An 18,352-nucleotide genomic window follows, 5' to 3' on the forward strand; every position below is an offset into this window, starting at 1 on the left:
CAGACTTTAAATCTTAAAGAACTTAACGAATTAGGAGTTTTTATTGCTGCAGTTATTGATTTCAGAAGTCCTTTTACAGCAAGCCATTCAAACGGCGTATCGGCAAGCTCTGTCTCACTTGCACGACTGACGGGCTTCTCAGACAGGGAATGCGAGATGATGAGACTTGCCGGGTATCTCCATGACCTTGGAAAGCTTGCAGTTCCAAATGAGATACTTGACAAGCCTTACAGACTGACCCCCAAGGAATTTGAAATGATACGTTCCCATACTTACTACACATATTCGATACTTGATACTCTTGAGAATTTCGACACAATAAATACATGGGGCGCGTATCATCATGAAAGAATAGACGGCAAGGGATACCCTTTTCATTATAAGGGTGATGTTCTTTCTCTTGGCTCTAGGATTATGTGTGTTGCGGATGTTTTTACAGCTCTTGCAGAAGAAAGACCATACAGAAAAGGAATGTCCAAAGAAGAACTGATGAGCATAATGAGCAGAATGTCAGGGACAGCGCTTGATTCTGAGATAGTTTCACTTCTTGTTAAAAATTTTGATATGGTAAACTTAGCCAGAATTGAAGGTCAGGAAATTTCCAGGGAATTCTACAAAAAGATAGTTGAGAAATATGTGCAAAACGTATAGATGTTCACCTTATTAATTTTTATCTGAATTTAGAAGTTGTTTTGAGCTATTGTATCCTATCATGCGCATCTGGGACATCCAACCCGAGAAACTATGCCGAAACCATCTGCTTGGCGAACACAGGGAGCTTCATGCCCTCTGGACAATTCTAACCCAGAACAAAAAAGGATATTCAAGGCATCCAGAGACTCTCAGGTGGATAGGCAGGCTTAAGGCTCTTTTCAAAAGACACGAACTGCTTGCTGAAGAGATGAAGAATCGGGGATATTCTCATCAAAGCGGTCTTGATAGAAAACTTGCAAGAGGCAGGGGGGTGCAGGATAAGTTTCTCCAGACAAAAAAGAAGCAGGCCGAAATACTAAAGAACAAAAAATGCGGCTGTAATGTCTGAATACAGATTGATCTTTCAGGCCTTGAGCATGCTCAGAACTTTTTTTATGTTCTCTTCATCGTCAGACTCTTTTTCCTTTGGAGTCTCAAGTATGATGGGGATCTTCGAGAATGGTTCGTGATTAATAAAACTTTTTAATCCGTTTCTTCCTATTTTCCCTTCACCAATATGTTCATGCCTGTCTCTGTGAAGACCTGACTCGCCCTTTGAGTCATTAAGATGGATAAGTTTAAATTTATCGAATCCTATATATTTTTTTATCTCATCAGAGATTTTTTCTATCCCCTCGTATTTTCTGATATCGTATCCTGCGGCAAACGCATGGCATGTGTCTATACACACCCCTGATATAAGCCCGTCAAGCCGATCCATAATTTCCGCAAGTTCATTTATCTTCGATGTAATGTCCCCTCTTTCGCCTGCGGTGTTCTCCAGTAAAAGTCCTGCACTCCATTTTTCATCTTCGAATGTTTTTTTCAAACTTGCTGCTGCTCGGCTTCGTGCAATCTTCTCGTCATCATTCGATGCGCTGCCAGTATGCAGTATCACAAAGTCAGCGCCTATCATGTCCGCTCTGCGCATCTCTTCCTTTAGAAGCGCAATCGATTTTTCCCGAAGGACTTCTGAATTCGAAGCCATATTTATAAGATACGATGTGTGAATATAAACAGGTGAGATATCGAGTTCTTCCCTTAGTTTTTCGAACTGTATTTTTTCTTCCTGCAGTATATCTCTGACAAGCCAGCCTCTTGGGTTATGTGAGAATATCTGCATTGTGCTGCAGCCTAATTCGGATGCCCTAACAAGGCTTGTATGAATTCCGCCTGCTATTGATGTGTGAACGCCTAATCTTCTTCTGTTGGGTTTTTTTTGAGGGGCTTTTCTCTTAATATCATTAACCATTGCGTTTGTCCTGGATTTTTTGAATGGTGCCGAAGGCGGGATTTGAACCCCCTTGACAACCAATAAAATCAAGGAGTTATACCATATGGTGCAACGAAAGTGCAACGAGTTAAAAAAAATAGGATAGCAGAAGAAAGAATTTATGACATTCTTAATAGGAGAGGTACAACGGCGTACAACGAGGGGAAGAAGGGGAAAAACCAATAGGCACAAGGAGTTAATGGTGCCGAAGGCGGGATTTGAACCCGCATGGGTTACCCCACACGCCCCTCAAACGTGCGTGTCTACCAGGTTCCACCACTTCGGCATGCGGATATACTATTATAAAAAACCTCTGGTTTGCAAGTAGGCGGGATTTATTGGACTCTTTTTAACTGTCCGTTAACGTATTCGTATCTCTTGCCGCCTATCTCAACGTATCCTTCGCTTTTAGGTATTCGCAGCTCTCCGCCTACTAACTCTGCCTTCTCGCTTTTAGAAACCAGGGTTATTGTCTGGCTCAGCTCATCAATATAATAATTAAAATGTGACAGGAATGTGTTCCCGAAAAGATTATGTTTTGCCGATGGATTGTATGAACAGTCAACATTCCTAATTTCAAAAGCGGCTATTTTCACAGAATTGCATGAAAATTTATATGCTGTAACAACGCCTGATGCTGTTCCATATTGTACAGCTTTCGAGAAGTCCTTAATTCCGAGCTTTTGTATTGTCTCAGAATTAAGTGAGACATCAGATGCTCCTGTATCAAATATGAATTCAAATGATTCACCGTTAATTTCTGATGTAATAAACTTTATATTTCGCACTTCATTTTTCAAATAGTATTTTATCTGCTGAATTTTTGATGGGTCGCTGACTGAGGGCGCATTGTTTGTATTCTTAAAAATAATCTGCTGCTGAGCAGGTGCCTGATTTTGCTGGTGCAATGGCGCAGGCGGTGAAGGATTACTAGAAGTTTCTGATTTCTGATCTCCTGCTTGTGTAACAGCAGAAGCGTCAGGCTTAGGAACAACTGGGGACTGGGATTCATTCAATAAAAATAATGGTATTGCGGTTATAATTCCAACTGCTGTCAGAACAGTAAATATTATTCTCCGAATCTCTGTTTTCGAGAATTTAATCTCTGAAAGGCTTATTTCATCCTGCTTGTTCTTATTGTCTATCCCCATAAATTTTTAGGAACTCCTGTCTGCGTGCCTTATTATCTCACATTTAGTTCTGTATAAATAGTTGAAATTATATTTCAAAGGCATCTTTAATGTGTTCGATATGCCCGTCAGCAGTATTTAATAAAATACTTATTACATCAAACCTGACAGGACAGTCTAATTTATATTTTTTAAGATAAAGAAGCGCAAGGTTTTTGAGTTTATGTTGTTTTTTTGAGCCGACTGCTTCAAAAGGATAGCCGAAATAATTACTTTTACGGGTTTTTACCTCTACAAATACCAGTGTGCCGTTATCATCTGCAATAATATCGATCTCGCCAATTTTTGTTTTATAGTTTTTTGAGATTATTCTGTAAGCTTTATCCTTCAGATAATCTTCTGCCAGCTTTTCGCCTTCAATGCCGGTTTTTCTCATCTGTTTCAAGTCTCCGTAAAAGCTTTGGAATTCCTTCAATGTCTTGAATGTCCTTCTGGCAGAGTATCTTGATAAGTTCTCTGAAGGATGAATATTCCTCCCACTGCCCGTTTAAAAGTTCGCATAGAGCTTTGTTCAGACTTTCGCCTCTTTCATCCCAGTCAAGCAGTAATACTACCTTACGAAATCTCTCTGAAATATCTTGGCAAAACTCATAAAGGCTCTTGCCTTTATGTAAAGTAAGTATCTCGCCAGTAAGTCCAAGTTCCCTTAATGCAGCAGAGTCCCTTTTCCCCTCAACTATGACAGGCACATTTTTGTTTATATCAAATAAAATTTCAAAGACTTCGCGCAGACGCGCTGCTCTTTCTGTACTTTGGGTCAAGTGACTGTTTTTAGGAAAGTCTGTCATGTTGTGTATTGATTTTATGCCGAATATTTTCATTATTTTACCTTAATATTAAGCTAAAACAAAACTCAAAATTATTGACATGACAAGCCGGATTGAATTATTCTACTGAACACCATGAAAGAAAAAATCCTGAAAATCTTTGAAGAAAGCATAAGCGTAAAAGAAAAATTTATAAAAGAAAACCTTGAAACAGTTATCGAGGTTTCAAAGGCAATAGCCGATGCATTCAATGACGGTAAAAAGGTCATACTATTCGGCAACGGAGGAAGTGCATCAGATGCGTCTCACATAGCAGCAGAGTTTGTTAACAGATTCAAAAAAGAGAGACCCAGCCTTCCTGCAATTGCGCTCAATACCGACATGGCGGTAATCACTTCCATTGCAAATGATTATGATTATTCTGAGATATTTTCAAAACAGCTTAAATCTCTCGGAGATGAAGGCGACATAGTGATTGCAATAAGCACAAGCGGAGGATCCCCGAATGTGCTCAAGGCAATGGATGCAGCAAAGAAAAAGAAGATGAAGACGATTGCCTTAACAGGGACTAAAGGCGAGAAGTTTGCTTCAAAAGCGACTTATGCGTTTATAGTTCCATCTGATAATACGCCGAGAGTTCAGGAAACCCACATAACACTTGGCCATGCCCTCTGCCAGATGGTGGAGGAAATATTATTTGAAGCACCAAGAAAAAAATAAGTCAAAGATCATCCTTGGGATCGACCCCGGCAGCATCTCCTGTGGGTATGGTTTAATAACAGCAAATACAGCTTCCAAAAGGTATTTAAATCAATATTCTTATATAGGCTCTGGAAGAATAGTTTTTTCTCCGGCACAGCATCTTCATAGCAGGCTGAAAGAACTATTCTATTCTATAACAGAAATAATCAGAGAATATAATCCTGATGAGGCTGCAATCGAAAAAGTATTTTTTGCAAAGAGTGTAAAATCAGCCCTTGCACTAGGACAGGCAAGAGGTTCGGTTTTAATTGCAGCCGTATCATGCGGATTGCCTATATATGAATACAGCGCGCTTGAAGTAAAAAAGGCTGTCACAGGATATGGAAGAGCAGAAAAACATCAGGTTCAGGTCATGGTCTCTAAAATTCTTGATATTAAATCAAAGCTTTCAACTGACAGCGCTGATGCGCTTGCAATTGCACTGTGCCATACAAACACATTTAAATTAAACAGGACTTAGAATGTTGCATAGTTACTTTATAGAAAAGCTTATCGAGACACTTCCTGACACAAAGATATCGACAAAGCCGGAAGATCTTGTCTGCTATGGTTTTGATGCATCGGGATTAGAAAAATACCCTTCGGCAGTTGTATGGGCAAGAAAGCTGGAAGATGTTGTAAGGGTTATGCAGTTTGCATATAAGAATAAACTAGCTGTTACGCCTCGCGGCGCTGGCACAGGCATGACAGGAGGGTCAGTGCCGTTGTTTGGCTCTATTGTCCTGAGTCTTGAGAAGATGAATAAGATTGTTGAACTCGATCCCAATAATCTCAGTGTGGTTGTTGAAACAGGGATGATAAACGGAAAGCTTCAGCGCGAGCTTGAATATCATGGTTTCTTTTATCCCCCTGACCCTGCAAGTATGAATTTCTGCACAATAGGAGGAAATGTTGCTGAGAATGCCGGCGGACCAAGAGCTATTAAATATGGAGTAACAAAAGATTATGTGATGGAAATTGAAGCAGTTCTTCCTGACGGCAGGGTTATTAATACAGGAGTAAAGACTGCAAAAGGTGTTGTCGGCTATGATCTAACACGGCTGTTAACAGGCTCAGAAGGTACACTTGCAGTAATAACAAAAGTGCGGCTTAGAATTCTGCCTCTGCCCGAAGAGGTGATTACGCTTCTTGCCATGTTTGATAATATTGAAACATGCGGAGAGGCAGTAACAAAAATAATATCATCAAGAATAATTCCGCGTACTCTGGAATTCATGGACAGGGAAGCTGTTATGGCAGTTGAGGATTTTAAGTCTGTCGGCATCCCAAAAAACACGGAGGCAATTCTTTTAATAGAACTCGACGGCCATCCTTCAGCAATAACAAAGCAGGCTGAAAAGATTGCATACATATGCAATTCATTAAAGGCTGATGTGAAGATGGCTGAGGACAATTCTGCAAGGGAAAAACTCTGGGAGGCAAGACGGTCGATTTCACCTGCGCTTTATAAGATTGCGGGCACAAAGATAAACGAAGACATAGTTGTTCCAAGGGATAAAATCCCTGAGATGCTTAAATATTTAAGAAAGCTATCAGAGGAAAACGGCATAAAAATAGTGAATTTCGGGCATGCAGGCGACGGGAATATTCATGTGAACATTATGGTCGAAAAACAAGACAGTGAAAAATATCAGAGGACGGAAGTGCTTGTTAAAAAAATATTTGAGACAACGCTGAAACTCGGCGGCACAATTTCAGGCGAGCATGGAATTGGGATAACAAAGGCGCCGTATCTTGGCATGGAAATAAAAGAGAACGAACTTGCTATTATGAAAGGAATAAAAAACCTTTTTGACCCTGATAACATACTAAATCCCGGAAAGATTTTCAGTTAATAATATCTGATTTTTGTAATTAGATATTATTTTATTGCTGTTGTTTTGTTATTTCTGTTCTTGCTGTCCCTGCGGCTGCTCTTCTTTGGTTTGTTCTTCCTTAATCTGTTCTTCTTTTTTCTCTGTTTTTTTGGCTTTAGCATCGAACTTTATATGCTTGGGTTCGAATGAAGGATCAAGCAGATATGCTTCTTTAAAATATTCTGCTGATTCAGCCATATTTTTTAGTTTATAAGCAGAGTATCCCAAGAGGTAGTACGCTTCTGCGCTTGGTTCTTCAGCAACATATTCCTTTAAATACTGGATTGCTGTTTTATAATCTTTTTTTGCATAAGCCTCGAGAGCTTTGTCATAGTTGGTCTGTGCAAGAACTGGTGATGCTAAAAAAAACAGAGTTATAATGCTGAATATAAAGGTCTTCATCTTAACCCTCCTGTTATTAAACTTGCTTAGATTTTATCACATTTTTGCTAATGCTAATCAAAGTCCGGATTCGAGACCTCTTTATTTTCGAGAGTTACAGAACCTGCATATTTTGTCGGCTGTGTCCCAGCCTTGAAATATTCCCTTATTCCGCCCGGAGTGTTTTCATCTACCAGTAGTCCTGTTTTGGGATCTATCGAATGCTGAACAATTCCTTCAGGCGGGTAAAAATCAATAGATGATCCACCAACAGTTTCTGATCGCATAAAATTTAGCCATATAGGAGCGGCTGCTCTTGCGCCTGTTTCTTTTTCCCCTAATGGTTTCATGTCGTCAAATCCCACCCATACGCATGATGTCAGCCCGGTTGTATAACCAACAAACCATGCGTCCCTGTATTCATTAGTTGTTCCTGTTTTTCCTGCAACGGGTCTTCCAAGCGCTTTGATTCTCCAGCCTGTTCCATAATTAACAACATCTTTCAGCATGGATGTTATTAGAAATGCTGTCTGCGGACTTACTGCCTCTTGTCCCTGCGGTTCATTGGACTCGATGATGCTTCCGTTGGCATCTGTTATGTGTTTTACTGCCATTGGGTTCATCTTTACGCCGTTGTTTGCAAATGTGCTGTATATGGATGTGAGTGAAAGGGGGGTAATGCTGAAGCTTCCCAATGCTATGCTGAGATCACGGGGCATATCCCCTTCAAATCCAAGATTGTTTGAAAAGGCAATAATCTTGCTTATCCCTATTGCATCAACAAGTTTTATGGTTATTATGTTTCTCGAATATGCCAGCGCATCCCTCAGCCTTGTTGCCCCGTGAAATTTTCTGTCATAATTTTCAGGAATCCAGTCGCCTTTTAATCCGCCCGGATAAGTCACAGGTTCATCTTCAATAATGCTTGCAGGAGTGTAGCCATTATCCATTGCAGCTGCATATATTATTGGCTTGAAGGCAGAACCTGGCTGCCGCTTTGCATTAACAGCTCTGTTAAACTCTGTTTTTGAAAAATCATAGCCTCCTACAAGTGCCCTTATAAATCCTGTGCTCTGTTCTATTGAAACAACTGCTCCTTCAATCTCAGTATCTTGTTCAAGAGCAAGCATAAGTTCTTTTGCCTTTTTACCTAGAATCCTGACTTTAACAATATCTCCAGGCTTTATTATTTTGGTAAGATTAAATCCTTTTATCATGTATGGTTTTTTTGTTTTACGATCCAGAGCAATACTTGCCCACTGCGCATTTGCTATTGGAAGCTTTCCAAGCACACCTCTTGTCTTAATTACGGCTTCTTTTTCGCTCACCTTGATGACAAGGCCCGATGTTATTTCATCTTCGGTTCCAATGACATATGCTACATCCTTGCTCGACATTTCTTTTCCAACATCAATATCCTTTTTATGTTCTACTGGTCCCCGCCATCCTCTTCTTTTGTCTAATTCTCTGAGTCCGGCCTGCAAGGCTTTTTGCGCTGATAGCTGGAGGTTTTTATTAAGAGTTGTGTAAACATTCAATCCAGCTTTGTAGATAGTGTCTTCATCGAATCTTTCTTCGAGATATTTTCTGACATACTCTACGAAATAATTATTTGCCTCATTTTCTTTTCTAAGGCTCGTAAGATGCAAGGGCTCCTTAACGGCTTTTTCCCTCTCTGTTTTTTTGATGAAACCTTCTTCTTCCATTCTCAAAAGAACTGCTGACTGTCTATCCTTGGCTCTTGTCAGATTGTTAAACGGGGAATATGTGATCGGAGCCTTTATGAGTGCAGTAAGTATCGCTGCTTCAGATAATGTTATGTCTGTAACTGACTTGCCGAAATACACGTGAGAGGCCATCTCAACACCATATGCGCCATGTCCGAAATATACCTTGTTAAGATACAGTTCCAGTATCTCTTTTTTATCTAGATATCTTTCGATCTTCATTGCGAGTGCTGCTTCTCTTAGTTTGCGCTTTATTGTCTTCTCAGGAGTTAGAAATGCGATCTTTGCAAGCTGCTGGGTTATTGTGCTCGCACCTTCCTTGAGGCCGATATGTGTAATGTCTTTCAGAATAGCTCTGCCGATAGCAATGTAATCTATGCCCCTGTGTTTCCAGAACCTTGCGTCTTCCATTGCAACAACAGCATTTATCAGATGTTTTGGCATTTTATCTATAGGCACGAATATGCCTTTTTCCGCCTTGAGTTCTCCGATAAGGGTATCGTCGTCTGCAAATATCTTTGTGCCGGCAGTGGGGCTGTACTGCTTCAGCTCATCGATTGATGGAATGCCTTTGGCAAGCGCAAGATATCCGCCGAAAAAGATGCCTGTTACGATTGATGCTGTTACAAGAATGGTTATTGTTTTTTTGTTCATGACAGAAATTATACCCCTGATACAGAATACAAGTCAAAAAGATAAGATTTTGAGGATAAAAGCAGGGGGGATTCCCCCTGCCGCATTAGTTATACGGACTGGACAGCTTTTAATTCAGGAAAGGCTTTTTTGAGTTCTGCTTCAATCCCGCCCTTTAATGTCATTGTTGCCATAGGGCATGAGCCGCATGCGCCTTTGAGTTTTACCTTAACAATATTATCGTCAGTTATCTCTACAACCTCAACGTCTCCGCCGTCCCTCTGAAGCGCTGGACGTATCCTGCCTATTACTTCATCAATCTTTGCTCTATCGAGCATTGCAAATCCTCCTTAGTTGTTGAATTCACTTATATTATATGCTATCTAATAGTCATGATGATATTAAATTATAACTCAATGATTGAGGAGGCGCCATGCTTATACCATTTCTTATTGCCATCCATGTTCTCGGAGTTGTCGTATGGATTGGAGGAGTTACATTCGTAACAATCATAGTTTTCCCAATGATAATGAGGACAGAAGGCTCGCTTGCAAAGATGCTGTTTTTTCAAGGAGTAGAGCATAGGTTTGCCAATATCGCAAAGCTCTGTGTTCTTATTGTAGGAATAACAGGAATATGGCTTCTTTCTATAACAAACAGATGGAGCGTGTTGTTCACAGGCTATGGAATTGCCATAACTCTGATGCTTATTGTCTGGACTTTCTATGTCCTTGTATTGTTGTTTGAAGGCAGACTTTTCAAAATAATCTTCAAAGGAGAAGCTCAGCAGGATACCACAAAAATATTTTTCAGGCTTTCAGTATTCCACTGGGTTATTTTAGGATTGAGTTGGCTGACATTATTCGTTGGTGTTCTTTCAGGACATGGAGGGATATAAACAGCTATAAAGCTGATGGGAAAGAAGAAATAGAAGATAGGAAGATATTAAGAGAGGCAGATTTAAAGTTTTTAGCGATGCAGAAGATGCTGTTAAATGGCTGGACAAATAGAGATAGTCGTCATCAAAAAGAAAATCAGAAAACAGTTAAAATTTTTGCAATCCAACCCAGTTCATCCTTCCCTGAAAATACACAAAATTAAATGGCGAATGGGAATTCTATGTTGATATTCATTACAGGTGCTTTCCCCTTAGAGAGGGCAACAGGTTTATTCTGCTGTTTACCCAAGTATTTTTTTTACCCGTCCTATTTCTCCTTTTTCCAAACGGACTTTAATTCCATGCGGATGCGCAGACGAGTTCGTTAGAATATCTTTTACGATTCCTTCTGTCAGTTTCCCTGTCTGCTGGTCCTTCTTCAATACAATTGAAACACGCAATCCTTGTTTTATATCGGCACGATTGGTTCCATCCATAAATTGTTCTCCTATCAGTTATTCTTCCTGCTGCCTTCGTACAACTCATATTCAAGAAGTCTGCAGTCTATCGGGCCGTTGAAAAATTGAATCCTTCTTTTTGCTCTCAGCCCAATTTTCTTTGCAAGGTCAAGATTGCCGGTAAAGATATATCCTGTATATCCCCTGCACTTTTGTTTAAAGAAATCGCCTATGCCTTTGTACACGCTCTCAAGCTCTTTTATCTCTCCCATTCTTTCTCCGTATTCGGGGTTGAGAATAACAATTCCTCCACCTTCGGGAATTTTTGTCTCAGAATAATCGCATAGAACAAATTCGATCAGATGATCTACTCCTGCGGCAGATGCATTTTTCTTTGCTGCTTCAATAGCTTCAATTCTGTTATCACTTGCGATAATCTTAAATCCGATGCTCTTTCTTGATTCTTTTTGGGCCTGTGTTCTCAAACTATTCCATAAAGATATGCTGAATCCTTTTATATGCATAAATCCGTAATTGTCACGAATGAGTCCGGGAGCTTTGTTGAGGCCGATTAGTGCAGCCTCGATCGCAAGGGTTCCGCTTCCGCACATTGGATTGATGAAATTGCTTTTTTTATCCCATACAGAAGCAATGACAATGGCCGAGGCAAGAGTCTCCTGCATAGGAGCTGTCATGGGGATTTTTCTATATCCGCGCTTTGAAAGAGGTTCGCCCGAGGTATCTAAATAAACTGAACAGGCATTATCTTTCCAGTAGAGGTTTATGACTGTCTTGTCTTTATCAGGTCCTGAATCAGGACGCTGTCTGCACTTTTGCTTTATCCTGTCGACAATGGCATCCTTGCTTTTTACATTTGCAAAGAGTGAGGTCTTGATGGTCGGATTATCCACACTGGATGTCACACACACATATCCATCCTCTGCTATATATTTCTCCCATGGCATCTCTGACATTGAACGATAGAGCGCATCTGCATCACGCGCAAAAAAATCCCTGATGAGAAAAAGCACTCGGTGTCCTGTGCGTAGATGGAGATTAAGTCTGAGGGTATCGTCAATAGTTCCTTCTGTAGTTATGCCTGCTTGTGTTTCAGAGAGTATGGGAAAGCCGAGTTGAATGAGTTCTTCCCTTAAAAAAGGCGTTATGCCTTTTGCACAGGTAACAAGAATTCTGTTCTTTTTTGTTTGAAACATTTTTTGAACAACCTCAATCTTGTTTTTATAAACTTTACCACAAAAATAAAGATTAAGCGGCTGAGCCTAAGCGGAACGCTGCGAAGAAATCATTTATGTTATTATTAAAATTATGAGAAAACTTTTGTTGACTATCTTCGCTCTTCTTATAGTCCCGACGTTTCTTTGTGCAGAGGTAAAGGAATACAAACTGGACAATGGACTTAAGGTTCTTATTATTGAAGACCATAAGGCTCCGATTGCGACATTCCAGATATGGTATAAGGTAGGTTCGAGAAATGAAAATTTAGGAAAGACAGGACTTAGCCATCTTCTCGAACACATGATGTTCAAGGGCACGCCAAAATACGGCTCGAAGGCATTTTCAAAAATAGTGCAGAAAAATGGCGGCAGTGATAATGCGTTCACGACAAAAGACTACACAATGTATTTTCAGACACTCTCTTCAGACAGGATAGATATTTCGATAGAACTTGAGGCAGACAGGATGAGAAATCTTGTAATGGACCCTAAAGAGGTTATTGCCGAGAGAAATGTTGTGATGGAAGAAAGAAGAATGCGTTATGAAGACGACCCTCAGAATATGCTTTATGAAGAGGTTGTGGCTGGCGCATTTAAATCACATCCATATCAATGGCCTGTTATCGGGTGGATGGCGGATGTCTCTTCAATCGAAAAAGATGACCTGTACAATTATTACAGGGCATATTATTCTCCTGATAATGCGTTCATTGTTGTTGCAGGCGATGTTAATCCAGACAAAATAATCGAAAAAATAAAAGAATCATTTGGGAGCATTGTTCCTGTCAATGACAGAAAGTCTGTTGTGGCAAAGGAAGAGAACCAGAAGGGAGAAAGAAGAATATCCCTTAAAAGAGATGCGGAGCTTCCATATTTTATTGCTGTATACCACACGCCGAATTTTTCCTCAGAAGACAGCTATGCGCTTGATCTGCTTGCAATGATACTTTCAGGAGGAAAAAGCTCGAGGTTCTATAAATCACTTGTGTATGAAAAAAAGCTGGCATTGTCTGCGGATGCTGATTATTCGGGATTTAACATAGATCCGTATTTGTTTATGATTGCTGCAACAGCAGCGCCGGGAAAGAATATAAAAGATATAGAATCTGTTCTTTACTCTGAAATAGAGATGATAATAAAAAAACCACCGTCAGACATGGAGATACAGAAGGCAAAAAATCAGATAGAATCGAGCTTTATAATGGGGCAGGATTCGATATTTTATCAGGGGATGATAACAGGACAGTTTGAGATCATGGGCAGTTGGAAACTCAAGGAGAAATATCTCGAAGGAATAAGAAAAGTTACGGCAGAGGATGTAATGAAAACAGCTAGTAAATATCTTATTGAAGACAACAGAACTGTCGGAATATTAATTCCGACAAAAACGATCGGGAGTGAAAAATGAGAAGTGAAAGGCTAAGAAAACTTAAAGTAGTATTTTTTCTGTTGTTCCTGTTCACTTTCTGCTATTCACTAACTTCTAATGTCTTTGCTCTTGATGTAAAAAAGACGGTTTTGGATAATGGACTTACAGTTCTTCAATCAGAGAAACATAACCTGCCTGTTGTTATGGTCACAATGATCATTAAAACAAGCATTCTTGACGAATCAAAAGAAAAAGCAGGACTTGCTCACCTTACAGCAAAACTTCTTGATGAAGGCACAAAAACAAAAAAGGCATCTGAGATAAGGGAAGAGATAGAATTTATAGGTTCATCCCTGAATGCCTCTGCAGGAAGCGATTACATAACAATAACATTGTCAGTACTTAAAAAAGACATTGAAAAAGGATTTGAGCTGTTTTCAGATATAATCCTGAATCCTGTTTTCCCTCAGGAAGAGATAAACAGAAAAAAAGATATGATAAAAGGTTCTTTGAAACGAGAAGAAGAAGACCCGTCTTTTCTTGCCAGCCGCGCATTCAATAATGCTGTTTTTGGAGAACATCCATATGGGAGACTGGTTGAAGGCTCTGTTGAAACCATATCAGCAATTACAAAAAAAGATATTCTTAAATTTCATTCAGATTATTTTCTTCCCAACAATGCGATACTCTCTGTTGTCGGTGATCTAAAGCAATCAGATCTCGACACACTTATAAAAAAATATTTTGACACATGGAAGTCCCTTCAGCTGCCAGACAAACGCATTAATCCGATGCCTGAAGAAAAAATACAGAAAGTAATAAAAATCGAAAAAGATGTCACACAGGCGACAATAATGCTTGGTCATCTATGCATCAGCAGGGACAATCCTGATTATTATGCGCTTTCAGTTATGAATTATATTCTCGGCGGCGGAGGTTTTTCGTCGAGGCTTATGCAGAAGGTGAGAGATGATATGGGACTTGCATATGATATACACAGCTATTTTATCCCGAGCAAAGAAAAAGGCGCTTTTCAGGTAACGGCGCAGACAAAGAATGAATCTGCGAATATTGTGGTTGAAGAGATATTGAAAGAAATAAAGAAGATAAAAAAAGATCTTGTAAGTGATGATGAGCTTTCTGATGCAAAGGCATATCTTACAGGAAGTTTCCCGCGCAGACTTGAGACAAACAGAAAGATTGCTGATTTCCTTGCAATGATTGAATTCTATAATCTTGGCGCTGATTATGACAACAAATATATTTCATCAATAAATGCTGTTACAAAGGAAGATGTATTAAGGACTGCTCAAAAGTATCTTGACTCTGAGAATTTTGTGCTTGCTGTTGTGGCAGATCAGAAAAAAGCAGACCTGAAATATTAAGTCTCATTCAGTAAAAGTTTTTTAAATTCATCCGGAAATTTTTGAACCCTGCCTTCTTTGTTCACGCATGCAAGTTTGACCTGAGCCTCTATAAGGAGTTTATCCCCTTTGAATATGCGGTGTTTAATTATCAGCGAGGCATTTTTCAGTTCAGCAATCTCTGATGTGATATCAATGATGTCTCCAAGCCTTGCAGATTGTTTGTAGCTTATATCCACATGTGCCACTACAAACATGCAGCCTTTTTCATGATATTCGGCTACATTAATGTTGTATCCCTGAAAAAATTCTGTCCTTGAACGCTCAAGATATTTGAGATAATTTGCATAGTAGACAACTCCACCGGCATCTGTGTCGTCATAATAGATTTTTATGCTTATCTTATTGTTCATGGTTTTGCCTTCTTACTATAATTTGCGAAGGAGCTGCAAATCAAGTCTCTTATACTTGTCAAGGTATTTAGAGTAAAGTTATAATTCAATAGTAACTAATACGGGAATATTTGTAAGTAACCAATCTTTGATTTTCTAATATGGCGCTCAGAGACATTATAGGACATAAAAAACAGATTAATATCCTGCTCGGCACAATTAAGAGGGACAGGATCTCTTCAGCATATCTTTTTGCCGGAGAATCAGGTATTGGCAAAAAAACTGCTGCGATTAATTTTGCAAAAGTTCTGAACTGCAAAAATCCCAAAGAAGACGACTCCTGCGATGAATGCGCATCCTGCAGAAAGATTGACGCAGGAACACACCCTGATTTTCTCATTATATCGCCTGAAAAAGGAGAGATATGTGTTGAGGAAGTAAGGAACATAGAGGAAACCCTGTCGTTTGCGCCTTATGAAGGCAAAAGAAGGATTGTGATAGTTGATGATTCTGAGACCATGAATTCATTTGCAGCAAATGCATTTTTAAAAACCTTGGAAGAGCCTCCGCACAGGAGCACGATAATTCTCATTACATCAAGCCCTGACAGACTGCCTGAGACTATAAGGTCAAGATGTTCGAGGATAAATTTCTCTTCATTATCTCCTGAGATGTGCAGGGCAGTAATAATAAGAGCTGAAGGTAAAAACCTTAAAGCTGAAAAACAGGTTTTGACTCTTGCAAGGCTTTCTATGGGACGGCCGGGGCTTACAGTATCAGACGATCTTATTGAGGAAAGAAATTCGTGCATTAAGGTTATCAAGGCAATGCTGGATTGGGAAGATAAAGGAGTCTGGGCTGACAAAGAAGAAATGGAGAAGTGGTTCGATTCTGTCTCAATATTGATAAGAGACATGGCTATTCAAAAAATAATGAATAAAGATGATATGCTTGTTAATGCAGATATAGGAAATGCGGTCAAAGGCATGTCTGGCTCGATGAGCATTGATGCTATGCTTGAGCTTTATTCAAGGGTAGCCCTGCTTAAGACGTATCTTAAGTTTAATCTTAATAAGGCAGTAACATGGAATTACCTGTGTGCAAGCTTCAGCAAGAACATGCAGGGGAAATCGTCTCTAGATAACAAGAGGAGTGCATAAGATGCCAGATGTAATAGGAATAAAATTTAAACAAGGCGGCAAGGTATATGATTTTGAGGTTGATGATTCGATAGAATTTATCAAAGGAGAATACGCTATTGTCGAGTCAGAGCTTGGCTTGAGCATTGGAAAAGTGGTAACTGAAAGACACATTATAGGAAGTCACGGGAAAGAACTGAAAAAGATTTTGCGAAAGGCAACTGAGGAAGATTTCAAGCATAAACAAGACAATGAAAGTTTTGAAAAAGAGGCAAGGACATACTGTCTTGAGAGGATCGAAGCGCGCGAACTTCCAATGAAACTTATCTCAATAGAATCAACTCTTGATAAGAAAAGACTTGTTTTTTACTTTACCGCAGACGGGAGAATAGATTTCAGAGAAATCGTTAAAGACCTTGCTGCAAAGTTTAAGACCCGAATTGAGATGAGGCAGATTGGGGTAAGGGACGAGGCAAAAATAGTCGGCGGTTTTGGCATGTGCGGAAGAGAGCTGTGCTGCAAGACATTTCTTGTCTCATTTGAACCTATATCGATCAAAATGGCTAAACAACAGGAACTTGTGCTGAATATGAGCAAGCTGTCAGGTATATGCGGGAGATTGATGTGCTGTCTTGGATATGAATGCGCTGAGGACAGGAATGGAAGCCCTGTTATCGAAGACACAAGTGTTATAACAGGCGATGCGATTTCTATCGATGTAAATCAACACTCAAACACAGATTTAAATGGAGAAACAAAAACGTATAAGGATCAGTCTGCTGTTTCTAAAAATCCAGATGCAGCTAAAGATAATCAAGCAGATAAGAACAACAAAAAATTTAAAAAGTGGCCATGGAAAAAACACAAGAAATGAAAGAAAAATTCTACGTAACAACGCCAATTTATTATGTTAATGATGTTCCTCACATTGGCCATGCATATACAACCATAGCAGCAGACATACTTTCAAGATATTACAGATTGATGGGTAGAGAAGTGTTTTTTTTAACAGGCACTGATGAACATGGACAAAAGGTTGAAAAAGCAGCCCTTGAAAAAGGGAGAACACCAAAAGAACATGCAGATCTCATGTTCGAAAATTTTAAGAATCTCTGGAAGAAACTTAATATATCAGAGCACTCCTTTATAAGGACAACGGATAAAGAGCATATTAAGGTTGTTCAGAACATTCTTCAAGAATTGCATGACACAGGTGAGATTGTAAAAAGAACATATTCAGGCTGCTACTGCACTCCTGATGAGAGATTCTGGACAGAAAAAGAAGTTGTTGACTCAAAGTGTCCTGACTGTGGAAGAGCTGTTGAACACATAGAAGAAGATAATTATTTTTTTCTGATGTCAAAGTATCAGGAAAAGCTTATTAAATACATCGAAGATAATCCGAACATCGAAGATAAACCGGGATATATCCTTCCAGAAACAAGAAGGAACGAAGTTCTTGGATTTTTAAAGCACAAAGAACTTGGAGACCTCTGCATATCAAGACCTAAGAAAAGGCTTTCATGGGGCATAGAACTCCCTTTTGACAAGGATTTTGTTACTTATGTCTGGTTTGATGCTTTGGTGAATTATTATTCAGCCACAAAGTATCTATCAGAACCTGCTGACGCATGGTGGCCTGCCAGTCATCATCTTGTTGGAAAGGATATTCTCACAACACATGCTGTCTACTGGTCGACGATGCTTATGGCATTAAAAAAGCCGCTTCCGAAAAATTTATTCGCACACGGCTGGTGGACTGTTGAAGGCAAAAAAATGTCCAAGTCTGTTGGAAATGTCGTAGACCCTAATCTGATGGTAGAAAAATACGGGGCTGACGCATTCAGATATTTTTTGTTCAGAGAAGTGCCTTTTGGATTGGACGGAGATTTTTCAGAGCAGGCATTGATTAACCGTATCAATACTGATCTTGCAAATGATCTTGGGAATCTATTAAGCAGATTCATTGCAATGGCTGAAAAATATTTTGAGGGCAAAATAAATATTCCCAAAGAAGATACGTCTGTGATAAATCCTTTTGCTGAAAATTGTATTAAAGCAAGTGTAAATGCACATCGATCTGATTTGTGGCAACAGTTAAGTTTCAGTCGTATTCTTGAAAATATCTGGAATATCATAAGCGATGCTAACAATTACATAGCACAAAAAGAACCTTGGAAACTTGCAAAAACTGATATTGAAGAGCTCAAAAAAGTAATGTTCAATATTTGGAATG

At 39.4% G+C, this 18,352-nt stretch carries 21 protein-coding genes and 1 tRNA gene; 11 read left to right on the top strand and 11 right to left on the bottom strand.

Annotated elements, in window-relative coordinates:
* Both LLF28_00005 and LLF28_00010 read left to right on the top strand, forming a co-directional pair.
* Nucleotides 1-651 (top strand): HD-GYP domain-containing protein (locus tag LLF28_00005; protein ID MCE5193837.1); only part of this gene is annotated, 651 nt, incomplete at its 5' end.
* A gap of 61 nt (nucleotides 652-712) precedes the next feature.
* Nucleotides 713-1,042, top strand: a complete 330-nt coding sequence (locus tag LLF28_00010; GenBank protein ID MCE5193838.1) for a pyrimidine dimer DNA glycosylase/endonuclease V — start codon at nucleotides 713-715, stop codon at nucleotides 1,040-1,042.
* A 15-nt stretch (nucleotides 1,043-1,057) separates the two neighbouring features.
* Here the strand turns inward: LLF28_00010 and LLF28_00015 are convergent, their stop codons facing one another.
* The 5 genes from LLF28_00015 to LLF28_00035 form a co-directional block, all read right to left on the bottom strand.
* Entirely contained in the window at nucleotides 1,058-1,945 is an 888-nt protein-coding gene (locus LLF28_00015) for a deoxyribonuclease IV (protein ID MCE5193839.1), read from the bottom strand.
* Between the two features lie 221 nt (nucleotides 1,946-2,166).
* Nucleotides 2,167-2,252: transfer RNA gene (locus tag LLF28_00020), tRNA-Leu, on the bottom strand.
* 49 nt (nucleotides 2,253-2,301) lie between these two features.
* The gene (locus LLF28_00025; protein ID MCE5193840.1) at nucleotides 2,302-3,117 is read right to left on the bottom strand and encodes a retroviral-like aspartic protease family protein; all 816 of its coding nucleotides are present in this window, start codon (nucleotides 3,115-3,117) and stop codon (nucleotides 2,302-2,304) included.
* A gap of 67 nt (nucleotides 3,118-3,184) precedes the next feature.
* The gene (locus tag LLF28_00030) at nucleotides 3,185-3,532 is read right to left on the bottom strand and encodes a YraN family protein (protein MCE5193841.1); all 348 of its coding nucleotides are present in this window, start codon (nucleotides 3,530-3,532) and stop codon (nucleotides 3,185-3,187) included.
* On the bottom strand, nucleotides 3,513-3,977 hold the full coding sequence (locus LLF28_00035) for a hypothetical protein (GenBank protein MCE5193842.1): 465 nt from the start codon (nucleotides 3,975-3,977) through the stop codon (nucleotides 3,513-3,515). Before LLF28_00035 ends, LLF28_00030 begins: the two co-directional genes overlap by 20 nt.
* Nucleotides 3,978-4,058: 81 nt before the next feature.
* Here LLF28_00035 and LLF28_00040 point away from each other — a divergent pair, with 81 nt between their 5' ends.
* The 3 genes from LLF28_00040 to LLF28_00050 are packed head-to-tail and all read left to right on the top strand — an operon-like array spanning nucleotide 4,059 to nucleotide 6,520.
* On the top strand, nucleotides 4,059-4,643 hold the full coding sequence (locus LLF28_00040; GenBank protein MCE5193843.1) for a D-sedoheptulose 7-phosphate isomerase: 585 nt from the start codon (nucleotides 4,059-4,061) through the stop codon (nucleotides 4,641-4,643).
* On the top strand, nucleotides 4,621-5,145 hold the full coding sequence (gene ruvC, locus LLF28_00045) for a crossover junction endodeoxyribonuclease RuvC (GenBank protein ID MCE5193844.1): 525 nt from the start codon (nucleotides 4,621-4,623) through the stop codon (nucleotides 5,143-5,145). The genes LLF28_00040 and ruvC overlap by 23 nt, the downstream gene beginning before the upstream one ends.
* Before the next feature lies 1 nt (nucleotide 5,146).
* On the top strand, nucleotides 5,147-6,520 hold the full coding sequence (locus LLF28_00050; protein ID MCE5193845.1) for an FAD-binding protein: 1,374 nt from the start codon (nucleotides 5,147-5,149) through the stop codon (nucleotides 6,518-6,520).
* 48 nt (nucleotides 6,521-6,568) lie between these two features.
* Here the strand turns inward: LLF28_00050 and LLF28_00055 are convergent, their stop codons facing one another.
* The 3 genes from LLF28_00055 to LLF28_00065 all read right to left on the bottom strand — a co-directional run bounded on the left by LLF28_00055 (nucleotide 6,569) and on the right by LLF28_00065 (nucleotide 9,620).
* Nucleotides 6,569-6,943, bottom strand: a complete 375-nt coding sequence (locus tag LLF28_00055; protein MCE5193846.1) for a tetratricopeptide repeat protein — start codon at nucleotides 6,941-6,943, stop codon at nucleotides 6,569-6,571.
* 53 nt (nucleotides 6,944-6,996) lie between these two features.
* Nucleotides 6,997-9,303, bottom strand: a complete 2,307-nt coding sequence (locus LLF28_00060; protein ID MCE5193847.1) for a PBP1A family penicillin-binding protein — start codon at nucleotides 9,301-9,303, stop codon at nucleotides 6,997-6,999.
* Nucleotides 9,304-9,392: 89 nt separating this feature from the next.
* Nucleotides 9,393-9,620, bottom strand: a complete 228-nt coding sequence (locus tag LLF28_00065; GenBank protein MCE5193848.1) for a NifU family protein — start codon at nucleotides 9,618-9,620, stop codon at nucleotides 9,393-9,395.
* Nucleotides 9,621-9,715: 95 nt separating this feature from the next.
* On the opposite strand from LLF28_00065, the gene LLF28_00070 reads away from it, so the two are divergent.
* Nucleotides 9,716-10,180 (top strand): hypothetical protein, encoded by a 465-nt coding sequence (locus tag LLF28_00070; GenBank protein ID MCE5193849.1) that lies wholly within the window; start codon nucleotides 9,716-9,718, stop codon nucleotides 10,178-10,180.
* Between the two features lie 281 nt (nucleotides 10,181-10,461).
* On the opposite strand, the gene LLF28_00075 is transcribed toward LLF28_00070, so the two are convergent.
* On the bottom strand, nucleotides 10,462-10,656 hold the full coding sequence (locus tag LLF28_00075; GenBank protein MCE5193850.1) for a YwbE family protein: 195 nt from the start codon (nucleotides 10,654-10,656) through the stop codon (nucleotides 10,462-10,464).
* Nucleotides 10,657-10,670: 14 nt separating this feature from the next.
* Nucleotides 10,671-11,831: a class I SAM-dependent RNA methyltransferase gene (locus LLF28_00080; GenBank protein MCE5193851.1), complete on the bottom strand. Its 1,161-nt coding sequence runs from the start codon at nucleotides 11,829-11,831 to the stop codon at nucleotides 10,671-10,673.
* A 112-nt stretch (nucleotides 11,832-11,943) separates the two neighbouring features.
* Between LLF28_00080 and LLF28_00085 the strand changes: the two genes are divergently transcribed.
* Both LLF28_00085 and LLF28_00090 read left to right on the top strand, forming a co-directional pair.
* Nucleotides 11,944-13,260: an insulinase family protein gene (locus LLF28_00085; GenBank protein ID MCE5193852.1), complete on the top strand. Its 1,317-nt coding sequence runs from the start codon at nucleotides 11,944-11,946 to the stop codon at nucleotides 13,258-13,260.
* Nucleotides 13,257-14,606 (top strand): insulinase family protein, encoded by a 1,350-nt coding sequence (locus tag LLF28_00090; protein MCE5193853.1) that lies wholly within the window; start codon nucleotides 13,257-13,259, stop codon nucleotides 14,604-14,606. The genes LLF28_00085 and LLF28_00090 overlap by 4 nt, the downstream gene beginning before the upstream one ends.
* On the opposite strand, the gene LLF28_00095 is transcribed toward LLF28_00090, so the two are convergent.
* Nucleotides 14,603-14,998, bottom strand: coding sequence for an acyl-CoA thioesterase (locus LLF28_00095; protein MCE5193854.1), 396 nt, complete (start codon nucleotides 14,996-14,998; stop codon nucleotides 14,603-14,605). The genes LLF28_00090 and LLF28_00095 overlap by 4 nt on opposite strands.
* Before the next feature lie 140 nt (nucleotides 14,999-15,138).
* On the opposite strand from LLF28_00095, the gene holB reads away from it, so the two are divergent.
* The 3 genes from holB to metG form a co-directional block, all read left to right on the top strand.
* Entirely contained in the window at nucleotides 15,139-16,137 is a 999-nt protein-coding gene (holB, locus tag LLF28_00100) for a DNA polymerase III subunit delta' (protein ID MCE5193855.1), read from the top strand.
* Between the two features lies 1 nt (nucleotide 16,138).
* Entirely contained in the window at nucleotides 16,139-16,990 is an 852-nt protein-coding gene (locus LLF28_00105; protein ID MCE5193856.1) for a stage 0 sporulation protein, read from the top strand.
* Nucleotides 16,969-18,352: methionine--tRNA ligase (gene metG, locus LLF28_00110; protein ID MCE5193857.1), on the top strand; the 1,384-nt coding region annotated here is incomplete at its 3' end. The genes LLF28_00105 and metG, both read left to right, overlap by 22 nt.

Source organism: Nitrospiraceae bacterium (assembly GCA_021373015.1).
GTDB lineage: Bacteria > Nitrospirota > Thermodesulfovibrionia > Thermodesulfovibrionales > UBA1546 > JAJFTJ01.